The organism is Glutamicibacter sp. GQ173 (genome assembly GCF_059759215.1).
Genome location: NZ_JCAXDT010000004.1, coordinates 11,690 through 36,831, shown reverse-complemented (window position 1 = coordinate 36,831; position 25,142 = coordinate 11,690). Strand labels below are relative to the sequence as shown.

General features: G+C 59.6%; 26 protein-coding genes and 4 tRNA genes. 12 read left to right on the top strand and 18 right to left on the bottom strand.

Annotated features, from left to right (window positions below; genetic code table 11):
• From fbaA to AC6CHO_RS07880, 3 genes are all read right to left on the bottom strand, one after another.
• On the bottom strand, window positions 1-1,023 hold the full coding sequence (gene fbaA, locus AC6CHO_RS07890) for a class II fructose-bisphosphate aldolase (protein WP_060700318.1): 1,023 nt from the start codon (window positions 1,021-1,023) through the stop codon (window positions 1-3).
• A 197-nt stretch (window positions 1,024-1,220) separates the two neighbouring features.
• On the bottom strand, window positions 1,221-2,630 hold the full coding sequence (locus AC6CHO_RS07885; RefSeq protein WP_498214495.1) for a M23 family metallopeptidase: 1,410 nt from the start codon (window positions 2,628-2,630) through the stop codon (window positions 1,221-1,223).
• A gap of 124 nt (window positions 2,631-2,754) precedes the next feature.
• Window positions 2,755-3,411, bottom strand: a complete 657-nt coding sequence (locus tag AC6CHO_RS07880; RefSeq protein WP_498214494.1) for a TrmH family RNA methyltransferase — start codon at window positions 3,409-3,411, stop codon at window positions 2,755-2,757.
• A gap of 138 nt (window positions 3,412-3,549) precedes the next feature.
• Here AC6CHO_RS07880 and AC6CHO_RS07875 point away from each other — a divergent pair, with 138 nt between their 5' ends.
• The 4 genes from AC6CHO_RS07875 to AC6CHO_RS07860 all read left to right on the top strand — a co-directional run bounded on the left by AC6CHO_RS07875 (window position 3,550) and on the right by AC6CHO_RS07860 (window position 6,675).
• Entirely contained in the window at window positions 3,550-4,392 is an 843-nt protein-coding gene (locus AC6CHO_RS07875; protein ID WP_498214493.1) for an HAD-IIA family hydrolase, read from the top strand.
• A 92-nt stretch (window positions 4,393-4,484) separates the two neighbouring features.
• Window positions 4,485-5,123 (top strand): TetR/AcrR family transcriptional regulator, encoded by a 639-nt coding sequence (locus AC6CHO_RS07870; protein ID WP_498214492.1) that lies wholly within the window; start codon window positions 4,485-4,487, stop codon window positions 5,121-5,123.
• 35 nt (window positions 5,124-5,158) lie between these two features.
• Window positions 5,159-5,950, top strand: a complete 792-nt coding sequence (locus tag AC6CHO_RS07865) for an ABC transporter ATP-binding protein (protein WP_498214746.1) — start codon at window positions 5,159-5,161, stop codon at window positions 5,948-5,950.
• Complete coding sequence (locus AC6CHO_RS07860) at window positions 5,950-6,675, top strand: ABC transporter permease (protein WP_498214490.1); 726 nt, start codon at window positions 5,950-5,952, stop codon at window positions 6,673-6,675. The genes AC6CHO_RS07865 and AC6CHO_RS07860 overlap by 1 nt, the downstream gene beginning before the upstream one ends.
• 3 nt (window positions 6,676-6,678) lie before the next feature.
• Here the strand turns inward: AC6CHO_RS07860 and AC6CHO_RS07855 are convergent, their stop codons facing one another.
• The 4 genes from AC6CHO_RS07855 to AC6CHO_RS07840 are packed head-to-tail and all read right to left on the bottom strand — an operon-like array spanning window position 6,679 to window position 12,291.
• Window positions 6,679-9,009: a glycoside hydrolase family 3 N-terminal domain-containing protein gene (locus AC6CHO_RS07855; protein ID WP_498214489.1), complete on the bottom strand. Its 2,331-nt coding sequence runs from the start codon at window positions 9,007-9,009 to the stop codon at window positions 6,679-6,681.
• Window positions 9,010-9,059: 50 nt separating this feature from the next.
• Window positions 9,060-9,947, bottom strand: a complete 888-nt coding sequence (locus tag AC6CHO_RS07850; RefSeq protein ID WP_498214488.1) for a carbohydrate ABC transporter permease — start codon at window positions 9,945-9,947, stop codon at window positions 9,060-9,062.
• The gene (locus AC6CHO_RS07845; protein WP_498214487.1) at window positions 9,944-10,984 is read right to left on the bottom strand and encodes a carbohydrate ABC transporter permease; all 1,041 of its coding nucleotides are present in this window, start codon (window positions 10,982-10,984) and stop codon (window positions 9,944-9,946) included. Before AC6CHO_RS07845 ends, AC6CHO_RS07850 begins: the two co-directional genes overlap by 4 nt.
• Window positions 10,985-10,992: 8 nt before the next feature.
• A complete protein-coding gene (locus tag AC6CHO_RS07840) occupies window positions 10,993-12,291 on the bottom strand; it encodes an ABC transporter substrate-binding protein (protein ID WP_498214485.1) in 1,299 nt (432 codons plus the stop codon).
• A gap of 295 nt (window positions 12,292-12,586) precedes the next feature.
• Between AC6CHO_RS07840 and AC6CHO_RS07835 the strand changes: the two genes are divergently transcribed.
• Window positions 12,587-13,591, top strand: a complete 1,005-nt coding sequence (locus AC6CHO_RS07835) for a LacI family DNA-binding transcriptional regulator (protein WP_498214745.1) — start codon at window positions 12,587-12,589, stop codon at window positions 13,589-13,591.
• A gap of 62 nt (window positions 13,592-13,653) precedes the next feature.
• Here AC6CHO_RS07835 and pyrE read toward each other — a convergent pair whose 3' ends face one another.
• Window positions 13,654-14,211 (bottom strand): orotate phosphoribosyltransferase, encoded by a 558-nt coding sequence (gene pyrE, locus AC6CHO_RS07830; protein WP_171919695.1) that lies wholly within the window; start codon window positions 14,209-14,211, stop codon window positions 13,654-13,656.
• Window positions 14,212-14,250: 39 nt separating this feature from the next.
• On the opposite strand from pyrE, the gene AC6CHO_RS07825 reads away from it, so the two are divergent.
• Window positions 14,251-14,688 carry a MarR family winged helix-turn-helix transcriptional regulator gene (locus AC6CHO_RS07825; RefSeq protein WP_498214484.1) on the top strand — a complete coding sequence of 146 codons (438 nt, stop codon included), beginning with the start codon at window positions 14,251-14,253 and terminating at the stop codon, window positions 14,686-14,688.
• 99 nt (window positions 14,689-14,787) lie between these two features.
• Window positions 14,788-15,612 carry an NAD(+) synthase gene (nadE, locus tag AC6CHO_RS07820; protein ID WP_444661087.1) on the top strand — a complete coding sequence of 275 codons (825 nt, stop codon included), beginning with the start codon at window positions 14,788-14,790 and terminating at the stop codon, window positions 15,610-15,612.
• Between the two features lie 3 nt (window positions 15,613-15,615).
• On the opposite strand, the gene AC6CHO_RS07815 is transcribed toward nadE, so the two are convergent.
• From AC6CHO_RS07815 to AC6CHO_RS07800, 4 genes are all read right to left on the bottom strand, one after another.
• A complete protein-coding gene (locus tag AC6CHO_RS07815; RefSeq protein ID WP_498214483.1) occupies window positions 15,616-15,915 on the bottom strand; it encodes a winged helix-turn-helix domain-containing protein in 300 nt (99 codons plus the stop codon).
• Window positions 15,912-16,241, bottom strand: a complete 330-nt coding sequence (locus AC6CHO_RS07810; protein ID WP_498214482.1) for a hypothetical protein — start codon at window positions 16,239-16,241, stop codon at window positions 15,912-15,914. The genes AC6CHO_RS07815 and AC6CHO_RS07810 overlap by 4 nt, the downstream gene beginning before the upstream one ends.
• Entirely contained in the window at window positions 16,238-16,390 is a 153-nt protein-coding gene (locus AC6CHO_RS07805) for a hypothetical protein (protein WP_498214481.1), read from the bottom strand. The genes AC6CHO_RS07810 and AC6CHO_RS07805 overlap by 4 nt, the downstream gene beginning before the upstream one ends.
• Before the next feature lie 163 nt (window positions 16,391-16,553).
• On the bottom strand, window positions 16,554-17,696 hold the full coding sequence (locus tag AC6CHO_RS07800; RefSeq protein ID WP_498214480.1) for an acyl-CoA dehydrogenase family protein: 1,143 nt from the start codon (window positions 17,694-17,696) through the stop codon (window positions 16,554-16,556).
• A 72-nt stretch (window positions 17,697-17,768) separates the two neighbouring features.
• On the opposite strand from AC6CHO_RS07800, the gene AC6CHO_RS07795 reads away from it, so the two are divergent.
• Window positions 17,769-18,272, top strand: a complete 504-nt coding sequence (locus AC6CHO_RS07795; protein WP_498214479.1) for a MarR family winged helix-turn-helix transcriptional regulator — start codon at window positions 17,769-17,771, stop codon at window positions 18,270-18,272.
• On the opposite strand, the gene mmsB is transcribed toward AC6CHO_RS07795, so the two are convergent.
• Both mmsB and AC6CHO_RS07785 read right to left on the bottom strand, forming a co-directional pair.
• The gene (mmsB, locus tag AC6CHO_RS07790; RefSeq protein ID WP_498214478.1) at window positions 18,267-19,163 is read right to left on the bottom strand and encodes a 3-hydroxyisobutyrate dehydrogenase; all 897 of its coding nucleotides are present in this window, start codon (window positions 19,161-19,163) and stop codon (window positions 18,267-18,269) included. The two genes, AC6CHO_RS07795 and mmsB, sit on opposite strands and share 6 nt — an antisense overlap.
• On the bottom strand, window positions 19,160-20,215 hold the full coding sequence (locus AC6CHO_RS07785; protein WP_498214477.1) for a 3-hydroxyisobutyryl-CoA hydrolase: 1,056 nt from the start codon (window positions 20,213-20,215) through the stop codon (window positions 19,160-19,162). The genes mmsB and AC6CHO_RS07785 overlap by 4 nt, the downstream gene beginning before the upstream one ends.
• 102 nt (window positions 20,216-20,317) lie before the next feature.
• On the opposite strand from AC6CHO_RS07785, the gene AC6CHO_RS07780 reads away from it, so the two are divergent.
• Both AC6CHO_RS07780 and AC6CHO_RS07775 read left to right on the top strand, forming a co-directional pair.
• Entirely contained in the window at window positions 20,318-21,118 is an 801-nt protein-coding gene (locus AC6CHO_RS07780; protein WP_498214476.1) for an exodeoxyribonuclease III, read from the top strand.
• A gap of 2 nt (window positions 21,119-21,120) precedes the next feature.
• On the top strand, window positions 21,121-21,975 hold the full coding sequence (locus AC6CHO_RS07775) for a DUF8083 family protein (RefSeq protein ID WP_498214474.1): 855 nt from the start codon (window positions 21,121-21,123) through the stop codon (window positions 21,973-21,975).
• A 49-nt stretch (window positions 21,976-22,024) separates the two neighbouring features.
• Here AC6CHO_RS07775 and AC6CHO_RS07770 read toward each other — a convergent pair.
• The 4 genes from AC6CHO_RS07770 to AC6CHO_RS07755 all read right to left on the bottom strand — a co-directional run bounded on the left by AC6CHO_RS07770 (window position 22,025) and on the right by AC6CHO_RS07755 (window position 22,487).
• A tRNA-Asp gene (locus AC6CHO_RS07770) sits at window positions 22,025-22,101 on the bottom strand.
• Between the two features lie 60 nt (window positions 22,102-22,161).
• Window positions 22,162-22,234 (bottom strand) — tRNA-Phe (locus AC6CHO_RS07765).
• 49 nt (window positions 22,235-22,283) lie between these two features.
• A tRNA-Asp gene (locus tag AC6CHO_RS07760) sits at window positions 22,284-22,357 on the bottom strand.
• Window positions 22,358-22,414: 57 nt separating this feature from the next.
• A tRNA-Glu gene (locus AC6CHO_RS07755) sits at window positions 22,415-22,487 on the bottom strand.
• A 133-nt stretch (window positions 22,488-22,620) separates the two neighbouring features.
• Here AC6CHO_RS07755 and AC6CHO_RS07750 point away from each other — a divergent pair.
• Together AC6CHO_RS07750 and AC6CHO_RS07745 are read left to right on the top strand one after the other, a co-directional pair.
• Window positions 22,621-22,992 (top strand): metallopeptidase family protein, encoded by a 372-nt coding sequence (locus AC6CHO_RS07750; protein ID WP_060700297.1) that lies wholly within the window; start codon window positions 22,621-22,623, stop codon window positions 22,990-22,992.
• 539 nt (window positions 22,993-23,531) lie between these two features.
• Window positions 23,532-25,142 (top strand): C40 family peptidase, encoded by a 1,611-nt coding sequence (locus AC6CHO_RS07745; protein WP_498214473.1) that lies wholly within the window; start codon window positions 23,532-23,534, stop codon window positions 25,140-25,142.

Here is a 25,142-nt window from a genome sequence, read left to right as displayed (position 1 = left end):
TTACTTCAGCGACTTTCCGGCCGAGCCCAGCTGCTGCGCAGCTTCTACGATGCGAGCTGCCATGGACTCTTCAGCCTTGGCACCCCAAACGCGTGGGTCATAGGTCTTCTTGTTGCCAACTTCGCCGTCGATTTTCAGCACGCCATCGTAGTTGCTCAGCATGTGGCCGGCTACCGGACGGGTGAATGCGTACTGGGTATCGGTATCGATGTTCATCTTGATGACACCGTAGGCAACAGCGTCAGCGATTTCCTGCTCGGAGGAGCCCGAACCACCGTGGAATACGAGGTCGAATGGGTTTTCCTTGCCGATCTTGGCGCCAACCTGAGCCTGGATGTCCTTCAGGATCTCCGGACGCAGCTTCACGTTGCCTGGCTTGTAAACGCCGTGGACGTTGCCGAAGGTCAGCGCGGTGATGTAGCGGCCCTTTTCGCCAGCACCCAGGGCATCGATGGTTGCCAGTGCATCCTCGACGGTGGAGTACAGCTTGTCGTTGATGGCGTTTTCCACGCCGTCTTCTTCGCCGCCCACTGCGCCGATTTCAACTTCGAGGATCTGCTTGGCAGCTGCGGTGCGTGGAAGCAGTTCTGCAGCGATGCGCAGGTTTTCTTCGAGGGTTTCAGCCGAACCATCCCACATGTGGGAGTTGAAGAATGGGTCGCGGCCGGCCGCAACTTCTGCTTCCGATGCAGCCAGCAGCGGCAGCACGAAGCTGTCCAGCTTGTCTGCTGGGCAGTGGTCGGTGTGCAGTGCGATGTTGACGCCGTAGTTCTTGGCTACTTCGCGGGCGAAGGCCGCGAAGCCCAACGAGCCTGCGACCATGTCCTTGATGGAGGCGCCGGACCAATAGGCGGCACCGCCAGTGGAGACCTGGATAATGCCGTCAGACTCGGCTTCGGCGAAGCCACGGATTGCGGCGTTCAGGGTCTGCGAGCTGGTCACGTTCACTGCTGGGAAGGCGTAGCCGCCTGCCTTGGCAGCATCAATCATGGCATTGTACTTATCGGGGGTTGCGATAGGCATGCTTCACTCCTGGTGATTAGCGAGGTTTCGCGTCTCCATTGACGGCGGTTCGCCATCCATCCTATCGTCTAGGTCACTATCTCTACCTAAAATCTCATATCGTGACACGGTAAAGAACCACGTATCTGCAAAGACAGCGGCCGCCGGGAACGAGTGGAACACTCGCTCCCGGCGGCCGCCGTCTAGACAGTTGTTGGCTATTCGGCAATGGATGCTGACAAACTTGCACCATCGCTCGGATCAATTGAGACCTCAAGGCTCAAGGAATTCGATCCTGAAGGTTCCGACGTCGTGGCTGGCGAACTGCTCGTTGCACCGGTACGGGTTGTCGGGCTCCCAGAAGTCTGTTCAGACGAAGGTTCCTCGACGGCCGGCACTGTACTTTTAGGAACGCTTGCCGATCCCTCAGGTGTCACCGTCGTCGATGGTTTCGGCGATTGAGAATCAGGGGTTGTCGGGGGAACTGATGACCCGTCTGGCGACTCGGTGCCTGTTGTCGGTTCCGACGTCGGAGCGGTAGAGGACGGCGGCCCGCTCGTAGTCGGGGCCTCGGTCTCGCTCTTGGACGGCGAGGTGGATTCGCTCGGGCTCTTCGAACCCGTAGGGCTCTTGCTCTCGTCAGCGCTCTGGCTTGGCGTCGGCTTGGCCGACTTGGTCGGCGTAGGACCCGGCTTCGGAGAAGGAACGTATGGAGTGTCGTTCTCGGGAACTACGATGTCCGGATCTGGAGCATGGTTGGACTGGCCAGAATTCTGCGAACCGTTTCCTTTCGGCGCGCTGTTCGCATTGACGGTCAGCCGCTGGGAATCGATCATTGCATTGCGCTGGCCCGGGATCAGAGGCAGGTAGTTGCGAGGGTCATGCCAGCGTCCATCGATGATGACTTCAAAGTGCACGTGGCAGCCGGTGGAGTTGCCTGTGGTTCCGGCGAGCGCGATCAATTCACCCTGCTTCACGCTCTGGCCAACCTTGGCGATCAGTTTTGAGTTATGGCTGTAACCGGTTTGGACGTTGAACCCATGGTCAATGGTCACGCGCATGCCGGAGTGCCCAGCCCACGCCGAGACCGAGACGGTGCCGTCTTCGGCAGCGTAAACCGGCGAACCGCAAGAAATTGGGTAGTCCTGGCCGATATGGATCTGGTTCCCCGGGCCGGTGGGGTTCGCGCGCCAACCGTAAGGGCTGGAAATGCGACGGGTCGTCACCGGGTGCATTAGCTGCAAGTCCCCGGGAAGCTTGCCAAGTTCGCCAACGGTTCCAGCCAGCAACGCGGTGGAATCTTCGCTGGCGCTGCTCGATTCAGATGTCTCGGCGGCACCCTCAATCATGCCAACTGGACGCCCATCAATGGCCAGTTCCTTGCCAGAAGCTCCAAAGGCATTCAGTGGAGCATCGCCACTGACAAAAACGGGACCATCGCCGACCGAGTAGTCAGCGATAGCTTCCATCGATACTGGAACGTCACCCTGACGCGAATCGGCGGGCTGCGCCACGAGAGGAATAGCCAGCGCTCCCGTGAGCGCGAAGGCAGCAACTATGGAGGTCGTCCAGATGACCGCGGGTTTCTTGCGTCGAGCTAATCCGGGCAGCAAAAGATCATGGTTCACTTGATGACGACGATTCACAGCCACTCACTCCCAGATCACATTTTCATAACCGATTAACAGCGTATGCGCAAAAATGTAACTAATCCAGATGCTCGACTAAAACTCTTGAGTAATAATTTCTGCGTTAGCTGACCCGCTGCCCAAATACATGCCTGCGGATCCATGCGTGCATGGCAATTCCAGCTGCAGAGGCGGCGTTGATTGATCGTGTCGAGCCGAATTGCTCAATTGACAAGGTGTCCTTGGCAGCAGCGTGAACTTCCGGACTTAAACCGGGCCCCTCTTGGCCAAAGACCAAGACGCAATTCCTAGGAATATCGTAGGTTTCCAATGGCACGGAGTCCGGGAAAATGTCGATTCCCAATATCGTGAGCCCCTCGGATTCGGCCCAGATAACAAAATCCTCGACGGTCGGATGATGACGCACATGCTGGTAACGATCTGTCACCATTGCACCCCTTCGATTCCAACGGCGACGGCCAATAATGTGCACTTCCTTGGCCAGGAATGCGTTGGCGCTGCGCACCACCGTGCCGATATTCATGTCATGCTGCCAATTTTCAATGGCGATATGGAAGTCATGGCGGCGCTCGTCTAGATCCGCAATGATGGCATCCATTTTCCAGTAACGATATTTGTCAGCGACATTGCGCCGGTCGCCAAGTTCCAGCAACTCAGGATCATACTTTTCATCTAATGGGAGCTCCCCTTCCCAGGGGCCCACTCCGATGACATGCTGCTCGCTGGGGTCGTTGACCGGATCATGCAATTCTTGATTCACGCTATTAAGCGTAGTTCTTTCTGATCGTGCCCTTGTTCACGGCGCAATTCCCCAAGGCTGTGTAGTCTTTTTAGTAGCAGGGGAATCTTTCAACGCAGATAGCTCCCACCACAATTTCATCAGGGAGGACTTCACCTCGTGACGACTACCAACCGCGCCGCACGCACCGTCCATGACATCAAGTGCTGGCTCACTGATATGGACGGCGTTCTTGTCCACGAAAATCAGGCCGTTAAGGGTGCCGCAGAGTTGATGGGGTACTGGCGTGAGAACAATCTGCGTTTCCTGGTCTTGACCAATAACTCCATCTTCACCCCTCGCGATCTTCGCGCCCGCCTGCTCGCTTCGGGCCTGGACGTTCCAGAGGAGAACATCTGGACCTCGGCTATGGCTACGGCAGAGTTCTTGGCCCGCCAGCGCCCAGGTGGCCGCACCTTTGTGATTGGTGAAGCCGGTTTGACCACGGCCTTGCACGATGCAGGGTTCATCATGACCGACCAGAACCCGGACTACGTGGTGCTGGGCGAGACCCGCACCTACTCTTTCGAAGCTATCACCAAGGCAATCCGGCTCATTGAAGGTGGCGCCAAGTTCATCGCCACCAACCCGGACGCCACCGGCCCATCGGCCGAAGGCCTCTTGCCTGCAACGGGCGCCATCGCCGCATTGATCTCTCGAGCAACCAATCGCGAACCGTACGTCGTGGGCAAGCCGAACCCAATGATGTTCCGTTCCGCCTTGAACCGCATCGATGCGCATTCGGAAACCACGGCCATGATTGGCGACCGCATGGATACCGACATTGTCGCTGGCATGGAAGCTGGCCTGCTGACCGCTTTGGTCTTCACCGGCATCACCGCCCGCGAAGATATGGACACCTTCCCGTTCCGCCCGGACCTGCAATACCCATCTGTAGCGAATCTGCATGCAGAACTGGCCAAGGGCGCGCAGTCAACTGAAACTCCTGCAACGAAGAAGTAGTCCTCGACGCACGCTGAAGGCCGGGCTTTGCCCGGCCTTCAGCGTTTTCCGGGACATCAGCGAATCTGCGCCCCGCGACGTATCCTGAAGCAGTGAGTGAGCCAGTACCCAACGAAGTCCCCGGTGCCCGCAAGCGCGGACGCCCCAAGGGAAGTACCACCGGATCAACAAAGTCCAAGATCCTCAAAGCCGCATCCAAGGAATTCGCCCATGCCGGCTTCGAGGGGGCGAGCCTGCGTTCCGTGGCCCGCCGCGCCTCAGTGGATCCAGCTTTGGTGCACCACTATTTCAAGGACAAGAGCGAGCTCTTCATCCAGACCATGCACCTCCCGGTCAACCCGGCGGCCATCGTTGGGCAGGCGGTGACCGCGCCGCTGGAAGAATTGGGCTACTCGCTGACCAGTGCCCTGATCACCACCTGGCGAAAATCAGCTTTTCGGCTGCCTGCGATAGCCATGGTTCGAGGACTGATTTCCAGCAACAACGCCGCCAAAATTTTGAAGCCGTTCATCCAGAAAGAGCTCTTCTCCCGTGTGGGCGCTCGCCTGCCACAGGAAACGGCAGAAGCGCGTGTTGCCCTGGTGGCCAGCCAGTTCATCGGATTGATTATCGCCCGGTATGTTGTTGCCTTGGAGCCCTTGGCCTCCATGGATGATGATGAGCTCATCGAACTTGTCGCTCCAACAATTCAGCGTTACCTCACCGGGGATCTTCCTATCCAAAAGCATTGACTTGTCCGCCAAACGGGTCTCTAATTCATTATGTGATGAATAAATCGGCTTGTATCGACGTGCAAGAGCTCAACGTCAAGAGGGGCAAGAATCTGGTCCTGGACCAGCTGAGCTTCCAGCTTGAAGCGGGCAAGATCATCGGGCTGCTTGGTCCCAGCGGAAGCGGTAAGAGCACGCTGCTGCGCAGCATCGTTGGCAACCAGATCATCACCAGTGGCACCGTCACCGTCCTCGGCCTGCCCTCGGGCAGCAAGGCCTTGCGGCATAAAGTCGGCTACATGACCCAGGCAGCAAGTGTCTATGACGATCTGACGGTAAGGCAGAACGTCGCCTATTTCGCCAAGATTCTTGGGCTCCCCGATGAAGAGGTGAACCGTGTCATCCAGGGCACTGACCTCTCTGAGCAGGCTTCCCGCCTGGTCATTGACCTCTCGGGCGGCCAACGCAATCGCGTCTCACTTGCCATCGCGCTACTGGGCAGCCCTGAAATTGTCATCCTTGACGAGCCCACGGTGGGGCTTGACCCGGTGCTGCGCGCAGATTTGTGGGACCTTTTCGCCCGGCTAGCCGCCACCGGCTTGTGCTTGGTGGTTTCCAGCCACGTTATGGATGAGGCCATGCGTTGCGATCAAATCCTGCTGCTCCGTGAAGGAAAAATACTCGCGCAACTGACACCGCACGAACTCATGGAACGTACAGGCGCCACCGATCCGGAGACCGCATTTTTGAAACTCATTGATACGGGCGCTTCGAATTCGCATGGCAATGCCGCCCCTGCCCCTGATTCGGCACCTCGGCACCGTGCCAGCGCAGATGGGAGCAAATAATGCGCAGAACATTAGCCACCACCGGCAGGGTGCTGAACCAAGTCCGCCACGACCCGCGAACCATTGCCTTGATGCTCGTGGTCCCCAGCCTGCTGATCGGATTGATCGCTTGGATTTTCACCGATACACCTGCTTTTCAGCGTATCGGCCCATCCATGATTGCCCTGTTTCCCTTTGTCGTGATGTTCCTGGTCACCAGCATCGCCACTCTGCGAGAACGGCGCAGCGGCACGCTTGAACGGCTTCTGAGCATGCCGCTAGCCAAAGGGGAATTCATCTTTGGCTACGCGGTGGCTTTCACGATGATCGCCATCGTCCAAACCATCATTGCCTCGAGCTTTGCCGTCTGGGTTTGCGGCCTGGAAATCTCAGGCAGTTTCTGGTTGATGTTCGCCGTGGCCGCGCTGGATGCCCTGCTGGGAATCAGCCTTGGACTCATGGCCAGCGCCTTCGCCCGCACGGAATTCCAGGTCGTGCAATTCATGCCGGCCTTGGTCGTCCCCCAATTCTTGCTGGCGGGAATCATCCTCCCCAGAGAACAGCTTCCCGGAGTCCTTGAATCCATCGGCGATTGGCTGCCGCTGTCCCACGCCATCGACGCCCTTTCTGACGTCGCGGCAGGGACCACGGACTCTGACACTGCTTTAAGCATGCTGGTGATCGTTGCGTGGATCGTGGTGGCGCTGCTTGTCGGATCGCTGACCCTGCGCCGGCGCACCGCGTAGCTGCTAGCTAACAACCACCGGAGTATCCATCACCCGGCCTTCACCGACTTCGCGGATCTCCCCGACAATCTTGAACACCTCCTGCTGGCCCAGATCCTCGCTATTGGAGCCAATAGTCGCAGTGAACTTTCCAGGCTCCACGATCCGGCGGCCGGCAAGCCCGGTAAACGAGGTCCGATCCGCATGCACAGTGAAGGCCACTCGTTTCGATTCCCCCGCTTCGAGCTTGATCTTCGCAAAGCCTGCCAGCCAGCGCCGTGGGCGAACTACCTGCGAAATCTCATCGGAGAGATACAGCTGAATGGCTTCGGCCCCCTGGCGCTGCCCGGTATTGGTCACGGACGCGCTGACTTCCAGCGTCCCTTCCGTCGGGATTTCCGTGGCTGATAACTGAAGCGCGGAGATTTCGAAACTCGTGTAGGACAGTCCGTAGCCGAAGGGATAGAGCGGGCGCGGATCAAGGTTCGAGACCCCATCTGAATGCCATCCCAATTTAGGCGCCAGGTAGGTTCCGGGCTGCCCGCCGACATGGTCAGGGATCTGGACCGGCAATTTGCCCGAAGGATTCACTTCACCGGTGAGCACACCCGCCAACGCTGGTCCGCCTTCCACCCCTGGCATGAAGCACTGGACAATGCCCGCCGCCCGATCAGCGAATTGCCCCAGCGAATACGGGCGGCCGGTGACCAATACCAGGACGGTGGGCGTACCGGTTTCCAGCACGGCCTCAACAAGTTCAGCTTGCCGCCCGGGCAGTTTCAGATCCACCACGTCGCACCCTTCACCGGACGTTCCGCGACCAAAGAGGCCTGCCAAATCGCCCACGGTCACTATCGCCACTTCAGCATTCCGAGCTGTTTCAACGGCCTGTTCAAGACCCGAATCATCAAGGTCGGTGAAGTCCACGCCACGGGCATATTCAATCTGGCTTCCGGCGAGCGCCGGAGACTCGCGCAGTGCCTGGAGAATGGAAACCATCTCCACGCCGTAGTCTTCTTGTTCGGCGAAGCGCGAGTACACGTGGTTGGTAAAGGAATAACAGCCCAGGTGGGTGCGTGGCTGGGTGGCGCTAGGGCCGATCACCGCGAGGCGGGCCGGGTTCTTTAATGGCAGGATCTGCTCATTGCGCAGCAGGATGATGGATTCTTCTGCCATGGCACGGGCCAGCGCCCGGTTCTGCTTAGAATCCAATTCCACGTCTGTGCCCAGCCAGGCCTGCTCCGGGCTGTAGCCAGGATCCAGCAATCCGGCCTCGATCTTCTGGGTGAGCACGCGGCGTACCGCAGTATCCAGGATCGATTCGTCCAAGCCGCCGTCGCGCACCGCCTCCGCAAGGCGAGCGAAGGCGATCGTTTCGGGCAGTTCCACATCCATGCCGGCGCTCAGGGCCAGCAGGCCTGCAGCATCTTCGCTGTCGGCAATTTCGTGCATGCTGTGCAGGAAGCTCACGGCCCAGTAGTCGGCCACCACGGTGCCGGTGAATCCCCAGCGTTCACGCAGTACGCCGGTGAGCAGGCGGCGGCTGGCCGCTGGCGCTTCGCCGTCGATATCCGCGTAGGAGTTCATCACCGACTGGACCTTGGCTTCGCGCACTGCTCGTTCAAATGGCGGGAACACGACGTCTTCCAAAGCGCGCTGGCCGATGGATACCGGTGCGTGATTGCGTCCGGCCTGCGAAGCGGCGTAGCCGGCGAAATGCTTCAGGGTGGCATTGACGCCAGAACCCTGCAGCCCCTTCACATAAGCGACAGCGAGTTCTCCTACCAGGTGCGGATCTTCTCCAATGGTTTCTTCCACGCGTCCCCAGCGGTAGTCGCGCACAACATCCAATACCGGGGACAGTCCCTGGTGCACGCCCATCTTTTTCATATCCGCGCCGATGTGCGCTGCCATGGACTGGACCAGTTCCGGGTTGAAGGTTGCTCCCCAGGCAATGGATGCCGGGTAGCAGGTGGCGCCCAAGGCGGTGAAGCCGGTCAGGCATTCTTCATGGGCGATGGCTGGAATTCCGAAGCGGTTCGAGGCAATAACTTGCTCTTGCAGTTCGGCGAGCCGGGCGCGGCCCTGGCCCGGGTCCAGCGGAATGGTGCCAAAGGCCCGGGTAATGTGGCCTAGTCCGTTTTTGATGGCTGTCTCGAAGCTCGGGCCGCCGCCGAAGGTATCGGCCAACGGCGCCACGTTGCTCTCGCCGTCATGTTGTTCTTCCCCCGGACGGATCCAGTAGGAGCCCAGCTGCCCCGCTTTTTCTTCAAGCGTCATCTGCGCTAGAAGCGCGGCAACGCGCTGATCTGTTGGAAGGTTGGCATTGCGCCAGGTCTGCTCGGCAGTTTTCATGAAAATCCTATTCTCAAAAGAAGATCGGGTGTGCTGGAAGGCCCGCAGTCTCAGCCCTTGACTGCGCCTTGCAACCCGTTGACGATGCGCTTTTGCATGGCGAGGAAAAAAATCAGCGCGGGGATCATCGCCAAGGCGGTGAAGGCGAAAACGCCAGCGGTATCCGCAGAGTGCTCGCTGGAATAATCCGCAACGCCCAATGGCAGGGTGCGTATATCTCCTTGCAGCAAGAGCAGCGGCAGCAAGTAGGCATTCCACGAGCCGACAAAGGCCAGAACGCCTACGGTGACCATGCCCGGACCGGACAGTGGCAGCAAGATGCGCCAGAAGAAGCCAATCCGGCTGGCCCCATCCAGCTGCGCGGCTTCCTCCAATTCCTGGGGCAGGGCCATGAGGAACGGGCGCAAGATGACCACGGTCATGGGCAGTGCGAAGGCCGCCTGCGGCAAGGCCACGCCCCACCAGGTGTTGCCCATATGCAGATCGCGGGTGATCAGGATGAACAGCGGAACGATGGCCACGGTAGCGGGAAAGAGCAGTCCCAGCACGAACACCATGAAGATCGGCTCGCGCATCCGGAATTGATAGCGGGCCAGCGGATAGGCGGCCATAATGCCCAGGACCACGACGATCACCGTGGTGATGACCGCGATCATGGTCGAATTCAGCGCGTACTGCCAGAAGTCCGGGTTTTTCAGTACCCCGGAATAGTTGTCCAGCACCCATGGCGCCGGCAAGCCTGCCGGGTTATCGGCCAGTTGCGCGTTGCTGCGGAAACCGCCGAGGATGCCATAGAGCACCGGGCCGAGAGTCAGTGCCACCACGGCCAGGGCGATGGCGTAAATGGCGGCATTTCCGCCTTGGTTCCCGGCTCGTTTTTTGGCGCGCAGGGCCTGTGCCGGGGTGTGCTGCGGGCCGGTGGCCACGGTGGCGCTCATGCTTTGACCTTCTTCGGGTTGATTCGTCCGCCATCTGGCTGGGAGTCGCGCTTGAGGACAAATTGCTGGTAGGACACGGCGAGGACCAGGGCAACGATGAACAGCACCACCGAGGCGGCCGCGGCCACACCGAAATTCTGTCTTTTGGTGCCTTCGGATACCAGAAAGCTGGCCATGGTAGTGGTGGCGTTGGCCGGCCCGCCGCCGGTGAGGATCCACACCATGTCGAACAGCTGCAGCGAGCCGATCATCGAGAGGAATCCCCAAGTGCGCAGGGTGGGACCGAGCAGCGGAATGGTGATCTTGCGCTGGATTTGCCACCAGGATGCCCCGTCGATCTCCGCGGCTTCGTAGAGCTCGGAGGGCACGCCCTGCAGCCCGGCCAAGAACAGGATGACGGCCAGGCCAAGGTACTTCCAGGTCAGCACCGCCAGCACGGTCCACAGCGCCAGTTCGGGTGTACCCAGCCAGCCCTGGGCCGGGCCTTGGACGCCGAGCTTGGACATGATGGTGTCTATTACCCCGTACTGGGGCTGCAGCAGCTGGAACCAGATGACACCGGCGATCACTTCAGAGAGCACGTAGGGAACAAAGATGATGGTGCGCAGCAGCGACTGGATCTTCATCTTCCGATTCAGCAGCAGGGCGATGCCCAGGCCGATGGGCAGCTGCAGCGCAATGGATCCGCCGATGATGATCAAGTTGTGGATCATCGCATCGGTGAAGACCTCGTTTTGCAGCACCCGTGCGTAGTTTTTCAGCCCGACAAAGTCCACCAGCGGGCCGAAGCCCTTCCAGTTGTACACCGAGAAGCGCACAGCTTGGATGATGGGCAGCAGCATGAACACGGCGATCAGCACGAGCGCCGGGCCGACAAAGAACAGGATCTCCAGCGTTTTGCGCCGGTCCGAGGGCCTGCGTCCGCGCCGCTCGGCCTTATCCGCCCTGCGCGCGCCGGCCTGCCGTTCGCTGATCCCGGACTGTGGCGCGGTGCGCTCGGCCACGGAGCTTGATACACAAGTTGCTTCTTGAGCCACGACCCGAATCACTTCTCCAAGTCGGCGGCGTCTTGGCTGGCGTCAACGATTTTCTGCGCGTCTGACTTGCCAGCGAAGAGCAAGGCGATTTCATCATTCATGGCGCCTCCCACGGATGCGCCGAAGGCAGTGTCAAAGTACAGCTGGAAATAGGGAGCCTTATCGCGCACTTCCAGCATGGAAGCCAGAGCTGGATCTGCAACGGCATCCGTTGCCTTGGGGTTGGTCGGCAGGCCCATATCAAGTTCTGCAAAACCACGCTGGACCTTTTCGGAGAGCATGTACTTGGCAAATTCCACGGCTTCATCCGGTGCATCTTGGGCCACTGCCCAGGCGTCGCCGCCGCCGAGCTGCGCTTCGGGATTGCCCTGGCCGCCTTCGATGGCGGGGAAGGAGAACCAGCCTGTGTCAGCCCCCAGGCCCTTGCCGTCTTCGGTCAGCCCCTGCATCACGCCTGGCTCCCAGTGGCCAGCGAGCTCCATGGCGACCTTGCCGGTGGCGAGCAGGCCCGAGGCCGAAGTTGGCCCGGATTGCGCCGGGGTGGACAGGAAGCCGGCATTAAAAGGCTCGGCCTTGATCAGTTCATCCACGTCTTCGCCGGCCTTCACGAAGCACTGGTCGCTGAAGTCCATGTTGGCCACGGAATCGGCCATGGTTTGCTCGGAGCATTCGCGGACCGCGGCGTAATACCAATAGTGAGCCGCAGGCCATTTGTCGCCTGCGCCCACTGAGAGCGGGGTGATGCCTGCGCCCTTGAGCTTCTTGCTGGCGTCCAGGAGTTCTTTCCAGGTTTCTGGGGCTTTTTCAACGCCGGCTTTTTTGAACAGGGCCTTGTTGTACCAGAAGCCTGCTGCGCCCAGCGAGTAGGGCAGGGCGTAGGTTTTGCCATCAATTTGCCAGCCGCCGGCCGTATCGCCCAGGAATCCGATTTCTTCGCTGGCCAGGTCGCTGAGGTCCTTCGTCAGTCCGGCGGCCACATGGGCTGCGAGCTCTCCACCACCACGTTCCATGTAGACGTCCGGCGCGTCGCCGCTTTGGAATGCCGCATCGAGCTTGGTGAGCATGTCTTCGTGCTGCATGGCTTGGACTTCGATGTCCACGCCTGGGTGCTCTGCTTCAAAATCCTTGGCGACCTTTTCGTAGTAGGCCTTGCCTTCGCCGTTGTTGGAATTGTGCCACCAGGTAACGGTGGTGCTTCCGTCGGCTGATTCCCCGGACGTTGATGATCCGGAAGCGCATCCGGCGAAAAGCAGCGAGCCAGTGGCTGCCAGCGCCAAAATTCTTGCGGTGCGGGACGTGGATAGCATGCGTGTGCTCCTGAGCAGTGGTGGTGGTGAGTTGGCCCTGCCGGCTTTCGCGCGGCAGGCACTTGGCTTCACCAAGAATTGCACCGTGACGCAGGTCATGTCAATCGTTTTCGATAACGTTTTCGAAATCATTGGCGAAAACGTTATCGCATTTTCCTCTGCGGCCTGTCATGCGCCCGCAAACTCCACTGTTTTCGCGGAAATATGCGCTACTGTTAGTCGAGTGATGACCCCTGAGACCGAACACCCCGTGAATGCCACCCCCGGATGGCTGCCAGCGCCTGCTGAAAACCAGGTGGCAACCAGGGTCACCATCAACGATGTGGCTCGCGTTGCCGAGGTTTCGGTATCCACCGTTTCAAAGGTGGTCAACGGCCGCTATGGTGTCGCCCCGGCAACCATTGCCCGCGTGCACCAGGTCATCAACGAGCTCGGATACGAAACCTCGCTGGTTGCCTCCTCCATGCGCAATTCACGCACCAATATCATCGGCATCCTGGTGGCCGAATTCGAGCCCTTCGCATTGGAGCTGCTGAATGGAATTTCCGCCACTCTGCGCGGCACCAAATACGATCTGATGGCGTACGCAGGCAACCTCACTCCGGAAGGGCATATCGGCTGGGAACGCCGCTCGCTCTCGCGCTTGGGCGGCACGCTCATCGACGGCGCCATCATTGTGACTCCCACCGTTGAAATCCCCCATAGCCCGGTCCCAGTGGTAGCGATCGACCCGCAGGCCGGCACCGACATGCCCATCATTGTGGACGTGGATAATTCCGGAGGAGCGCAAAAAGCCACGGAGCACCTGCTGGGTCTAGGGCACCAGCGCATCGGGCACATCCGTGGCCGCGAGGATCTGAAATCAGCGCACCTGCGCGAGGCCGGATACAGGCAAGCGCTGGAGAACGCCGGCATCCCCCGTGATGAACAGCTCATCGAGCAGGGCGATTACCAGCATGACGCAGCGGTAGAAGCGGCCCGGCGCCTGCTTGACCTTCCCCAGCCGCCCAGCGCAATTTTCGCAGCCAATGACATCTCCGCCCTGGCAGCCCTGGGCGTTGCGGCCGAACGCGGGATGGCCGTGCCCGAGGACCTTTCCATCATCGGATTTGATGATATTCCCGCTGCGGCACAGAGCACTCCGGCGCTGAGCACGGTACGCCAACCACTGCATGAGATGGGCAGCCACGCGGTGCGCCTGCTGCTGTCGCTACTTGACGGCGAAGAAGCCAGGGCGCCACAGCAATTGCCAGCGGTACTGGTTCCCCGCGATACAACTGCGCCACCACGCGCCAATTAAGAAACGAAACCCGCCATCCCGGAAAGCCGGAATGGCGGGCTGCAGGCAAAAGCCCAGGCTGGCTACAGGCCCAGCTCGTCCTTGCCGTAGGCGAACAGGTACGGAACGCCAGCTTCTGCCTCGATGCGTTCCTTGGCGCCGGTATCGCGGTCAACGATCACAGCTACAGCGATCACATTGCCTCCGGCCTTGCGCACGCCTTCAACGGCGGTCAGCGCCGAGCCACCGGTGGTGGAAGTATCTTCCAGCACGATGACATCGCGTCCCTCGACGCTTGGCCCCTCGACCTGGCGGCCCATGCCGTAGGACTTCTGCGCCTTGCGAACCACGAAGGCATCCACAGCGCGATCATTGGCGCGCGCGGTGTGCATGATTGCGGTGCCCACCGGGTCTGCACCCATGGTCAAGCCGCCAACGTTGGTGAACTCGAGCTTCGCTTCATCCAGCAGGTCAAGCATGACTTCGCCGACCAGGCCCGAGGCCTCCTGATGCAGGGTGACTCGGCGCAAATCGATGTAGTAGTCAGCTTCCTTGCCGGAAGACAAGATGACCTTGCCGCGCACAATGGCAAGTTCTTGGATCAGTTCTTTTAGCCGCTCTCGGGCGCTGGTTTTGCTCATACTCTCGATTCTAGTCGGCATCATCGCTAGGCTGATTTTATGAACGCACAACGCCCCTTGGGATACTGGCTAAAATTGGTGGATTCGCTGATTGACGAGCAGTTTGCAGCGACCTTGGAAGAACACGGTGTGACACGCCGGCAGTGGCAGGTGCTCAACCTGCTGGAGCAGCAACCGGCCACCGAGGCGCAGCTGAATGCCGGGCTCTCGCCCTTCTTCGCTTCCGAGGATGAGCCGCAATCATTGAACGAGCACCTGGCCGAACTGGTGGAATCGGGCTGGGTCACCGTCCACGGCGGCGAGTATTCGATCACCGACCGCGGCCACATCTCCCTGCTGAAGCTCAGCGAGCTGGTGGAAAAGATCCGCACGCAGTTCGGACAGGATCTGGACGGCTCGGAATATGACGCGGTGGTGCAGACCCTGGAAAAGATTGCACGCAGCCTCGGCTGGGATCCGGAGCAAGCCCAGCAGTAGCCGGTTGCCGTTGCAGCGTATGTTGAGAACAGATTAATTTTCGAGGCAAACGCGGCCCCTGGCCTCCTCTAGCCGTGCCGACTGCCTAGGATTGAAGACATGCGTGAATTGCAAGCAGAGATCATTGAAGAGCTGGGCGTGCGCCCGGAAATCGACGCCGCGCAGGAGATCAGGCGTCGCGTAGATTTCCTCAAGGACTACCTCGCCGCGACCGGCGCCAAGGGCTTTGTGCTGGGGATTTCTGGCGGAATTGATTCCACCTTGGCCGGACGCCTGGCCCAACTGGCGGTTCAGGAAGTGCGCGAAGCCTCGGGCGAGGCTCGCTTCGTTTCGGTACGCCTCCCGCACGGGGTGCAGCAGGATGCCGATGATGCCGCTGCGGCCATGGACTTCATTGCCGCCGATGAGCAGTTCGAGGTTAATATCGCCAAGCCGGTGGCTGCCCTGGATGAAGCGATCGCCGATGCCGGCCACCCGAAGATCAGCGACTTCAACCGCGGCAACGCAAAAGCCCGCACCCGCATGATCGTGCAGTATGCCATCGCAGGCGATCGCGGCATGCTGGTTTTGGGCACCGACCACGCCGCCGAATCGGTGACCGGCTTCTTCACCAAGTTTGGCGATGGAGGTGCCGACCTGCTGCCGCTGGCTGGCCTGAACAAGCGGCAAAACCAGGCCTTGCTGCGTGAATTGCAGGCTCCTGAATTGCTCTGGTCCAAGAAGCCCACCGCTGACCTGCTTGATGGCCAGCCACAGCGCGCCGACGAGGAAGAGCTCGGCCTGACCTACGATCAGATCGATGACTACCTCGAGGGCCGCGAAGTTGCCGAATCGGCCGCCGAGGCCATCGAGAAGCGCTTTGTGGCCTCGCGCCATAAGCGTGCGGTGCCGGCCACCTACTGGGATCAGTGGTGGCGCGCCTAGGGATTACATCAAACCGGCAATCTCTTTCAGCGCTTGAACATGTTGCGCAAAGGCCTTGCGCCCGGTCGAAATGAGCTTCGCCCAGGTGCGGGGCCTTTTGCCGACATACCCTTTTTTGATCTGCACGTAGCCGCCAGCTTCAAGCGCGCTCAAATGCCGCGAAAGCACCGAATCGGAGATGGCCAGAGCTTCTTTCAGGGACTTGAAATCAGCCTCGTCCACGCCCTGCAGCGACCCCATGACCGACAGCCGCAGGGGATTCGAGAAATCTCCATTCAGCCGATCCCGGGCATGGGCGCTCATCGCCTCACCATCGCAATTCCAGTCGCGCACAATGGCGCAGCAACCACAACGCCAATGAGCGCCATTGCCGGCCAATCCAGCGGTCCTGCGCCAATCAATGCCACTGACACCGCGTAGAGCACCATGCTGGCAATAAATCCGGCGAATTCCTCATCAGGGCGATAGATCTGCAAGAGCGCCGCGAGGCCGCCGATCAGCAGGCCCAGGGCAATGCAATAGGATCCCAGCAATCTGGCGCCGTACCCGGAGGCGCGATCCATGCCCTGCTGAGCCTTGCCCAGCGCGGCCAATTGCTCCTCGGGGCCCAGTTCCTGGTCCGAGCTCATTTGCTGTCCAATGCCAGGGTCTTGCGCTGCCGCTGCGCAAACAACGAGGCCATTGTCATGGTGGTAACCATGAAGATCCCCATGCCGATGAATATCAAGGCCTGTTGACCGGTGGCGTACGCGCTGAGTGCAAGCGCAAAAAAGGCCAATCACGCCACGATGATCGCGGTGAGGTACCAAGTGCTGAACGTCGCTTTCATGATCCTGCTCCTTTGCCTGCGAACCTTCGAATACCCCAGCACTAACAAGTACTTTCCAAAATGGAAAGTACTTGTTAGTTATTTAATTGGTTTTCGAACCACTCAACGCCCGCTACACAAACGCGCTGATGCCTGTCAGTGCCCGCCCAACAATGAGCGAATTGATTTCGTAGGTGCCTTCATAGGTGTGCAGGATTTCCACGTCGCAGAACACCTTGGCCATCTCAAAATCGCTCACCACGCCATTGCCGCCCATCAAGGCCCTGCCCAACGCAGCAGATTCCCGTGCCAGCCGGGTGGCAGTGGACTTTGCCATGGCCGCATCAACCATCTGCAGGTCTCCGCGCTCCTGCTTGCGGGCAATATCGCCCATCATCGACAGGCAGAGGCTCAAATTGCCGGCGATCTGCGCCAGCGACTGCTGTATCAGCTGGAAGGACGCAATGGGCTGCCCGAATTGCTGGCGCTCAAGGGCGTAGGCCTGGCAGATATCCAGGGTCGCCATCATAGCGCCAACCGCCTGCCAGCCCACCCAGGCCCGGGATTGCATCAGCAACCCGTTGGCAGAGGCAAAACTGCTCGCCCCGGGAAGCTTGTTGCCCACCGGGATGCGCACCTGCTCGAAAGCGATGTCCGCATTTTGCATGATCCGCAGCCCAATTTTATGTTCAATCTTGGAGGCACTGTATCCCGGGCGGTCGCATTCCACAAGGTACGCGCCGAGATCTCCGGTGCCTTCGTCCTTGGCCCAGATCAGTGCGAAGTCGCTCATGGTCCCCATGCCGATCCAGCGCTTGGCTCCGGAAATAACGTATGCGTCACCGTCGCGCCGGGCGGTGCATTGCACTCCCCCAGCGATATCAGAGCCGTGCTCGGGTTCGGTCAGCGCAAAAGCGCCGAAGGCTTCAAAGGCCATGAGCCTGGGCAGCCATTGGTCCTGCTGCTCCTGGGACCCAAGTTCATGAATCATCCCAACCACCAGCTCATTGTGGATGCCCACCACCGAGGACAGCGAGATATCCGCCCTGGCGATTTCCGCATGAATCAGGCCGCGCAACAGGTGCGAACATTCCTCTAATTGCATTCCGGCTAATCCATGCTGCGCCAGCAGTGCCACCAGATCCTTGGGGAATTCTTCGCGGTTCCAGTATTCGATGGACTGCTTGCGGATTTTGTCCTGCACCAGTTCTCGCACTTCCAGCAGGCGCTCATGTTCGCGATCGCCCAGCTGTTGCGCCACACCCAATAGGTCCATGGGGGTTCTCCTTCCAAACCTTAGGAAGTCCAAGTATATTGTTGGACTAGGTCTTCTTATGGGGGTATTGAAATGACTTCTCCGTTGCCACGCGACCCGATTGCCCAGGCCCGGGAACAGTGGATTTCACATGGATGGACAGCCCAAGCTGATTCCATGGCCGCGATTACCGCGGTAATGCGTACTGCGTCGATCTTCTTGCAGCGCGCCGATGCGATCCTCAAGCCGCACGGACTGACCTTTGCGCGTTTTGAGGTCCTGGCCCTGCTGGGATTCTCCAAGCGGGGATCGCTGCCCATGAGCCAGGCCAGCGACCTGCTCCAGGTGCACGCCACCAGCCTGACCAACTCGGTAGACCGTCTGGAATCCACCGGCCTGGTGCGCCGCATTGCGCACCCGACCGATGGCCGCACCCGGCTACTGGAACTCACCACTCAAGGGCAGAAGGTCCTCGGCGCGGCCCGGGACGATCTCAACGAGCAGCTTTTTGCCCAGAGCAAGCTCTCCAGCATGGACGCCATCGAGCTTTTCGACATCCTTGCCCGCTTCCGCAAGGCCTCCGGGGATTTCCTATAGCGATCCATCGCGAATGGCGTTGATAATGCCGGAGAAATCCGTTCCCGCATTGCCCTCGTCGCTGAATTTCCGATACAGGGCAGCAGCAAGGGAACCGAGCTGGGCATCTGTGGTGGTATGTTCCAACGCGCTGGCCGCCAGCCCAAGATCCTTGGCCATCAAGGCCGCAGCAAACCCTGGCTGATAATCCCGGTTTGCCGGCGAGGCCGGCACCGGGCCAGGCACCGGGCAGTTGGTGGTCACCGCCCAGCATTGGCCCGAAGCCGAGGAAATCACGTCATAGAGCGCCTGATGCTCCAAGCCCAATCGCTCTCCGAGCACAAAGGCCTCGGCCGCCCCGATCATGGAGATCCCCAACAGCATGTTGTTGCAGACCTTGGCCGCCTGGCCTGCGCCATAACCACCGCAGTGCACGATTCTCTTGCCCATGTGCTCAAGGACCGCGGTGATCTCTTCCAAATCCTCACCCTGCGCGCCGAGCATAAAGGTCAAGGTCCCAGCTTCGGCGCCCACTACGCCGCCAGACACCGGGGCATCCGCGCTGCGGTGGCCAGCTGCCACCGCAAGCTCCGCGGCTTGCCGGGCCTGGGCAACATCAATGGTGGAGCATTCCAGAAACAGCGTATTGGGCTTGGCGCTTTTCAAAAGATACTGCGCATAGGCGTCAAGAACATGCTGCCCGGAAGGGAACATTGTCAGCACTATGTCTACGTCGACGGCGGCTTCAGCGCCGCTGCCCACGGTTTCGATCCCGGCGTCCTGCGCGGCCTGCACCGCCGCAGGAACCACGTCGAATCCCTTCAGCTGATAGCCGGCACGATGCAGGTTGATGGCCATGGGCAAACCCATATGGCCCAGGCCCAAAAAGCCGATGACTGGCTTGTCGCTCATGATTTGCTCTTTTCTCCTCGGCTTGCACCCAGCAAGGCGTAGTTCAGTTCGGCGCCCGGAAGCGGGCCGAGGTGCCGTTCGGTTCGTTGTTCATGGCTCATCCCGGGCAGCGCTTCCGCCCAGTGCGGCGTCCGGTCTTTGTCGATCACTGCGGCCCGGATGCCTTCTGCGAAGTCCGGGTCATCCAGGCGATGCAATGCCGCCCGGAATTCCCGCTTGAGATCCGTGCGCAGATCATTGCCGGCCTGCCGCATGAGTTCACTTGTCAGCCGCACTGAACTGGGGCAAGCAGCACGAAGCGCTTCGGCCATCTCCTGCGCTCGAGGTGCATCGCTGTTTTGCAGCGACAAAAGCACCGCGCGGAGATTGTCCTCGTCGAAGGCCTGCACCCACGGCTCATGCATGAAGCCCTGAGGCGGCCGTTCCGCATAGCGATCGATAGCGCTTTGGATAGCCTCGGTTTGCAGCGCTGCCAGCAACGACGGCAGTTTTGCCTGCGGCACATAGCTGTCGGCCAGCCCAAGGAGGATGGCATCGGCCGCGCCAAATTTAGTTCCGGTCAATGCGGCCAGCCGTCCCGCTGCTCGCGGGGCCTTGCCCAGCAGATGCGTTCCGCCAACGTCGGGGAAGAATCCGATGCCGACTTCCGGCATGCCGCACTTGCTGGCATTGGTAACAATTCGATGGCTTCCGTGCGCAGAGATGCCGATTCCTCCACCGAGCACGATGCCGTCCATCAAGGCAATGTAGGGCTTGGGATACTCATTGATCAAGACGTTGAGCTGGTATTCGATGCGCCAGAAGTTTTCGGAGGATCCGGTGCGCTCCTTGATGTCCTGGTATATGGCGACAATGTCGCCGCCGGCGCATAGCCCGCGCTCCCCCGCGCCCTGGACGGCGACCTGGCTTATATCGGGGTCATCGCGCCAACCGAGCAAAGCATCAAGAAATATCTGGCACATTTGAGTATTCAAAGCGTTGAGGGCTTTGGGTCGATTAAGCGTGATGAGGCCTAAGTGGCCTCGACGTTCCGTCAGGATTTCAGGCAACATTGCCTCCTTGGAGTGATTGGCGTCACCTTCTGCACTCGAATATACTCGGACTTCCAAGTAAATTGAAGTGGCACAGGTCAGCAAACTTGATAGGTTGAACTTGTGAAGATTGCAACTTGGAATGTGAACTCGCTGCGAGCCCGCGCCGACCGCGTTGAGGACTGGCTGCGACGCACCGACGTAGATGTCCTGGCTATCCAGGAAACGAAATGCAAAGACGAGAATTTTCCGTGGGAATTGTTCGAGAACAATGACTACGAGGTAGCGCACTTTGGCGTTAACCAGTGGAATGGCGTGGCCATCGCCTCACGCGTAGGCCTTGAAGATGTGCAGCGCGCCTTCCCGGGCCAGCCTGAATTCGGCAAGGGCGGCAAGAACCCGATTCAGGAGCCGCGCGCCTTGGCCGCGACCTGCGGCGGCGTTCGCATCTGGAGCTTGTACGTGCCCAACGGCCGGGCCCTGGACGATGAGCACATGGCCTACAAGCTGAATTGGCTCAACGAGCTCAAGGAACGCTCCGGGCATTGGCTGGCCGAGAACCCGGAGGCCCAGATCGCCCTGATGGGCGACTGGAATATCGCACCGAAGGATGAAGATGTCTGGGACATTGATTTCTTCCTGGAAAACAAGCTCACGCACGTTTCGGCTCCCGAGCGCGCGGCGTTCACCGCTTTTGAGGATCTGGGCTTCAGCGACGTCGTTCGCGGCTACACCGAGGGCCAGTACACCTACTGGGATTACACCCAGCTGCGCTTCCCCAAGGGCGAAGGCATGCGCATTGACTTCTCCTTGACCTCCCCGGCGCTCACCGCACGAGTCACCGCGGCAAGCATTGATCGCGAGGAACGCAAGGGCAAGGGCGCTAGCGACCACGCGCCGGTGCTCGTGGAGCTCTCGGACTGACCATGACTTCTAAATTGACTGGGCCCACCAATGAGCTCACTTCGGCCACGGCGCACCTGCGTGTTTATGAACCGCTGGACACCTTTGAAGACTGGGCCCAGTCAATCATTCTGCGCACGCCACAGCGGACCGCCCAGCAATGGGACGAGTTTGAAAACGTACGCCTTTGGCAGCGCACCCTGCGCAGCGTTTCCGACCCCTTCCCGCACAATGAGCCAGAATTCTTCCGGGCCGTCAAGACCCTGGATTACCAGGGCACTGAGCACACCCGCTACTGCCCAGGGCAGTTGCAGGCTCGCAGCCTGCTAGCGGCCGAACAGGCTGAAGAAGCCATCCGGCCTGAAGTTTTCGACCTTCTTGTTCCGCCAGCTTCCCGGCAGGCCAATGCACAGCGCGTTAATCCCGACCGGCTCGCAGGGGATCTGACGCACCTTCACACCCGCACGTCTTCATGGGGCATTCCGCTGAGCTGGTTCGCCCTGTTCCGCGAAGAAGACGAGCACGAAGTGATCCATGAGGGCGACCGCCTGAAGACCGTGCGCATGTACATTGGCTTCGACCAGGCAGTGGAACGACTGGCGTGGGCAGTCCAGACCCTGGCGACCCACGCGCCGCAGTCGCAGCTCTTCGAGGAGCTGGGCGCCCTGGGCAGCTGGCTGGAGTCCTTTGATAGCCGTGCAGTGATTGAGCTGGACTACGGGCTGCTGGCTGAAATAGTTTGGCCCGACGATTCAGCCAGTGATCTCCTGGACGGCTTGCAGGCATTGGATGACGGGGATATGACCGGAGCCGCTGCGGCCTATCGCAGGCTGAGCAACCGCTGGCTGGGTCCACGCCATTTGGGACGCGCCAATTAATTAACAGCGGATACAGCAAATGCCCCGGAAAACCGGAGCATCTGTTTATTGGCGACCCTGACGGGACTTGAACCCGCGACCTCCGCCGTGACAGGGCGGCGCGCTAACCAACTGCGCTACAGGGCCTAGTGTTTTGAATTACTTTCAATACACACAGTAAAACCCTCGGTAAACCGAGGGCCTGCGTGGCTCCGACCGGCGTCGATCCGGTGACCTTTCGATTTTCAGTCGAACGCTCTACCAACTGAGCTACAGAGCCTGGTACCACTAAGTGGACACCAAATTTACTAATATATTAGTAAATCGAGCGACCCTGACGGGACTTGAACCCGCGACCTCCGCCGTGACAGGGCGGCGCGCTAACCAACTGCGCTACAGGGCCTTGCTTTCGCAAGCCAATGGATTTTATCCATCTGACAACTAATGAATTAGTTGTTTGTACCCCCAACGGGATTCGAACCCGTGCCGCCGCCGTGAAAGGGCGGTGTCCTAGGCCGCTAGACGATGGGGGCCTAAGTCGCTTCGGTTTCTTGCGTCTCCGTAGCGGACTCCAATAACTATACGTGGGGTTTTTTGATTTCGCAAAATCGACTCCCGGGGCATTTTTTCGATGCCAATTCCGAGGTTCGCAACTAGGCTGAAAACATGGCTTTAGAGATGAGTGACGACGAGTTTGAACAGCTGGTTGAGCAGGCGATCGATGCCATTCCAAAGGCAGCTTTCGCCATGATGGATAACGTCATTTTCTTTATCGAAGACGAATACTCCCCTCGGCCAGGTGAACCAAAAAACCTTGAAATTCTGGGGCAATACGAGGGCGTCGCTCTCACCGAAAGGGATTTGGGCTGGAGCGCAGGCGCGCTTCCCGACCAGATAACGATCTTCAAAAATCCGACTCTTCGAGCCTGCAAAACCCGGGAAGATGTTGTTCGCGAAATAGGCGTCACGGTCATGCACGAGGTGGCCCACCACTTCGGAATCGACGACCACAGATTGCATGCTTTGGGGTGGTCTTGAGCCCAAATCCGCTAAAACTTCTTTTGAGATCTGCCTCACAAAATTTCCTGAATCCAGTGGCCAGAGGGGATTCCAAAGAGAGCCAGAACACATTGGGTCTTCCCGCGCAAGATCGCCTCTTCCCAAATCTTCGGAGAACGCCGTTTCGAGCTCCCCGAAAACGCTTCCTTTTAAAGGCAGTTTTTTGGTGGCGAAATTCGGATCAGCTTCGCCCCAGCCCTTTTAGCGCATTCGCAGCGTTACCGAAGCTTCATGATGAGAGCATTCAGATAACGCTTCCCTGCACGCCTCCAAAAAAATTTCCAAGGTTTCTTTCAGGAAAATCTGCCCGCACTGCCCTGCGTTCCCGCAGATCACACCCAATAACCGCAAGTGAATTACACGTTTGGGATTCATGTGACTGATGTGAACAGTGTTGCCAAGGATGTTGCAGTTGGCCTAATGTGCTATTTGGAGCCTTGTCCTATTCGTGACCTTTCCTCCTCAGGAAGTCACGGTTTGAACGCTCCCTGTCATCCATGAACTTAGTGAGGAACGATATGGCTACTCGCCACACGCTCGGTGTCGCTGCTAGCACACTGGCCTTAGCAGCATCCTGCCTTGCAGGTGCCTTGCCCGCGTCCGCATCTACTTCAGCTACGTTCCCAGCATCTGTCTCCATCGCAGCTGCACCAAGCACTTCGGCTCTGCCCACGGATGCAGAAATCCAAGAGGCCAAGAAGAGCAAAGACTCCACGAACGCCATGATCGCTCGCATCGAGGCTTCCCTGGCTTCAAGCCGCGCTGAACTGCAGCGGGTTGAAACCGAAGCTGCGGAGGCGCAGGAATCCCTGCTGTCCGCTGGCGAAGAGCGCGACCAGCGCACCGCCGAAGCCGAGAAGGCCGTCAAGCAGCTCGATTATGCAAAGACCTATCTAGCTCAGAGCCGCAAGGACCTGGGCGCTATCGCCTCGGACATTTACCGCAATGGCGCTGGCACCTCCACTTTGGGCCTCCTGCTGGATGACAACAAGGAAGGCGACCTCTTCTACAAGGCCGCCACCATCGACGCACTGAGCGAACAGCAGGTCCAGTCGGTCAACACCGCCTCCGAGGCAGAAGCACTGGTTTCGGCCTGGCAGGAATACGCTGACGCGGCCCAGAGCGCAGCCGAAGACGCCGCAGCCAATTACGACTCAGCTGCAGCCACCGCCAACAGCACCCTCAACACCTACGAATCAGCCGTGGAGCCGGAGAAGAAGCTCCGCAATGAACTCATCGGCAACCTCGCTGCCTTGCAGCAGAAGGAAGAAGCTGAAGTTCGCAAGGCAGTAGAGAAGAAGGAAGCCCAGGAACAGGAAGCAGCCCTCGAAGAGGCCATCGCTACCGAAGACACCACCGAGGTTCCTGAAGAAAAGCCTGCGGCAATTAAGCCACTGGCAGTAGCTGAGCCCCAGGAACTGGAACCTACCGATTCCGACGATGAGCCAACGATCAAGCCAAAAGCAGTTGAGCTCGAAACCCTGACTCCAACGGCAGTGCCAAAGCCTCCAAAGGCCGAGCCAACCAAGACTGCTGTGCCACAGCCGGAACCAACCAAGACAGCTGAGCCAAAGCCGACCAAGACCGCGGAGCCAAAGCCGACCAAAACGGCTGAGCCGAAGCCGACTCCGAAGCCAACCAAGACCGCGGAGCCAAAGCCGACTCCAACGCCGACGCCGAAGCCGACCCCCAAGCCAACTCCAAAGCCTGAGCCAACTAAGACCGCTGAGCCACAGCCGGAGCCGGACACTGGCCGCAGCTACTCGGCTGCCATCGCCTGGGCCTTGAAGACCGCTGACGATCCAAGCAAGTACTACGTCTACGGCGGCAACGGCCCTAACGCCTTTGACTGCTCGAGCTTCTCGCAGCGCGCCTTCAGCCAGTCGGGCATCAGCCTGCCACGCACCTCGACCCAGCAGTTCTTCAGCGCACCGCAGTACGTGTCGCTGAGCAACCTGCGCCCGGGCGACCTGGTGTTCTCCTCCTCCAACGGCGGATCCTCGTTCTACCACGTGGCCATCTACATCGGCAACGGCAATGTCGTCCACGCCCGCAACCCAAGTGTCGGCATTTCGGTGACGCCATTGAGCTGGGTCAACAACCTGTACTCAAAGGCAGCTCGCTACTAA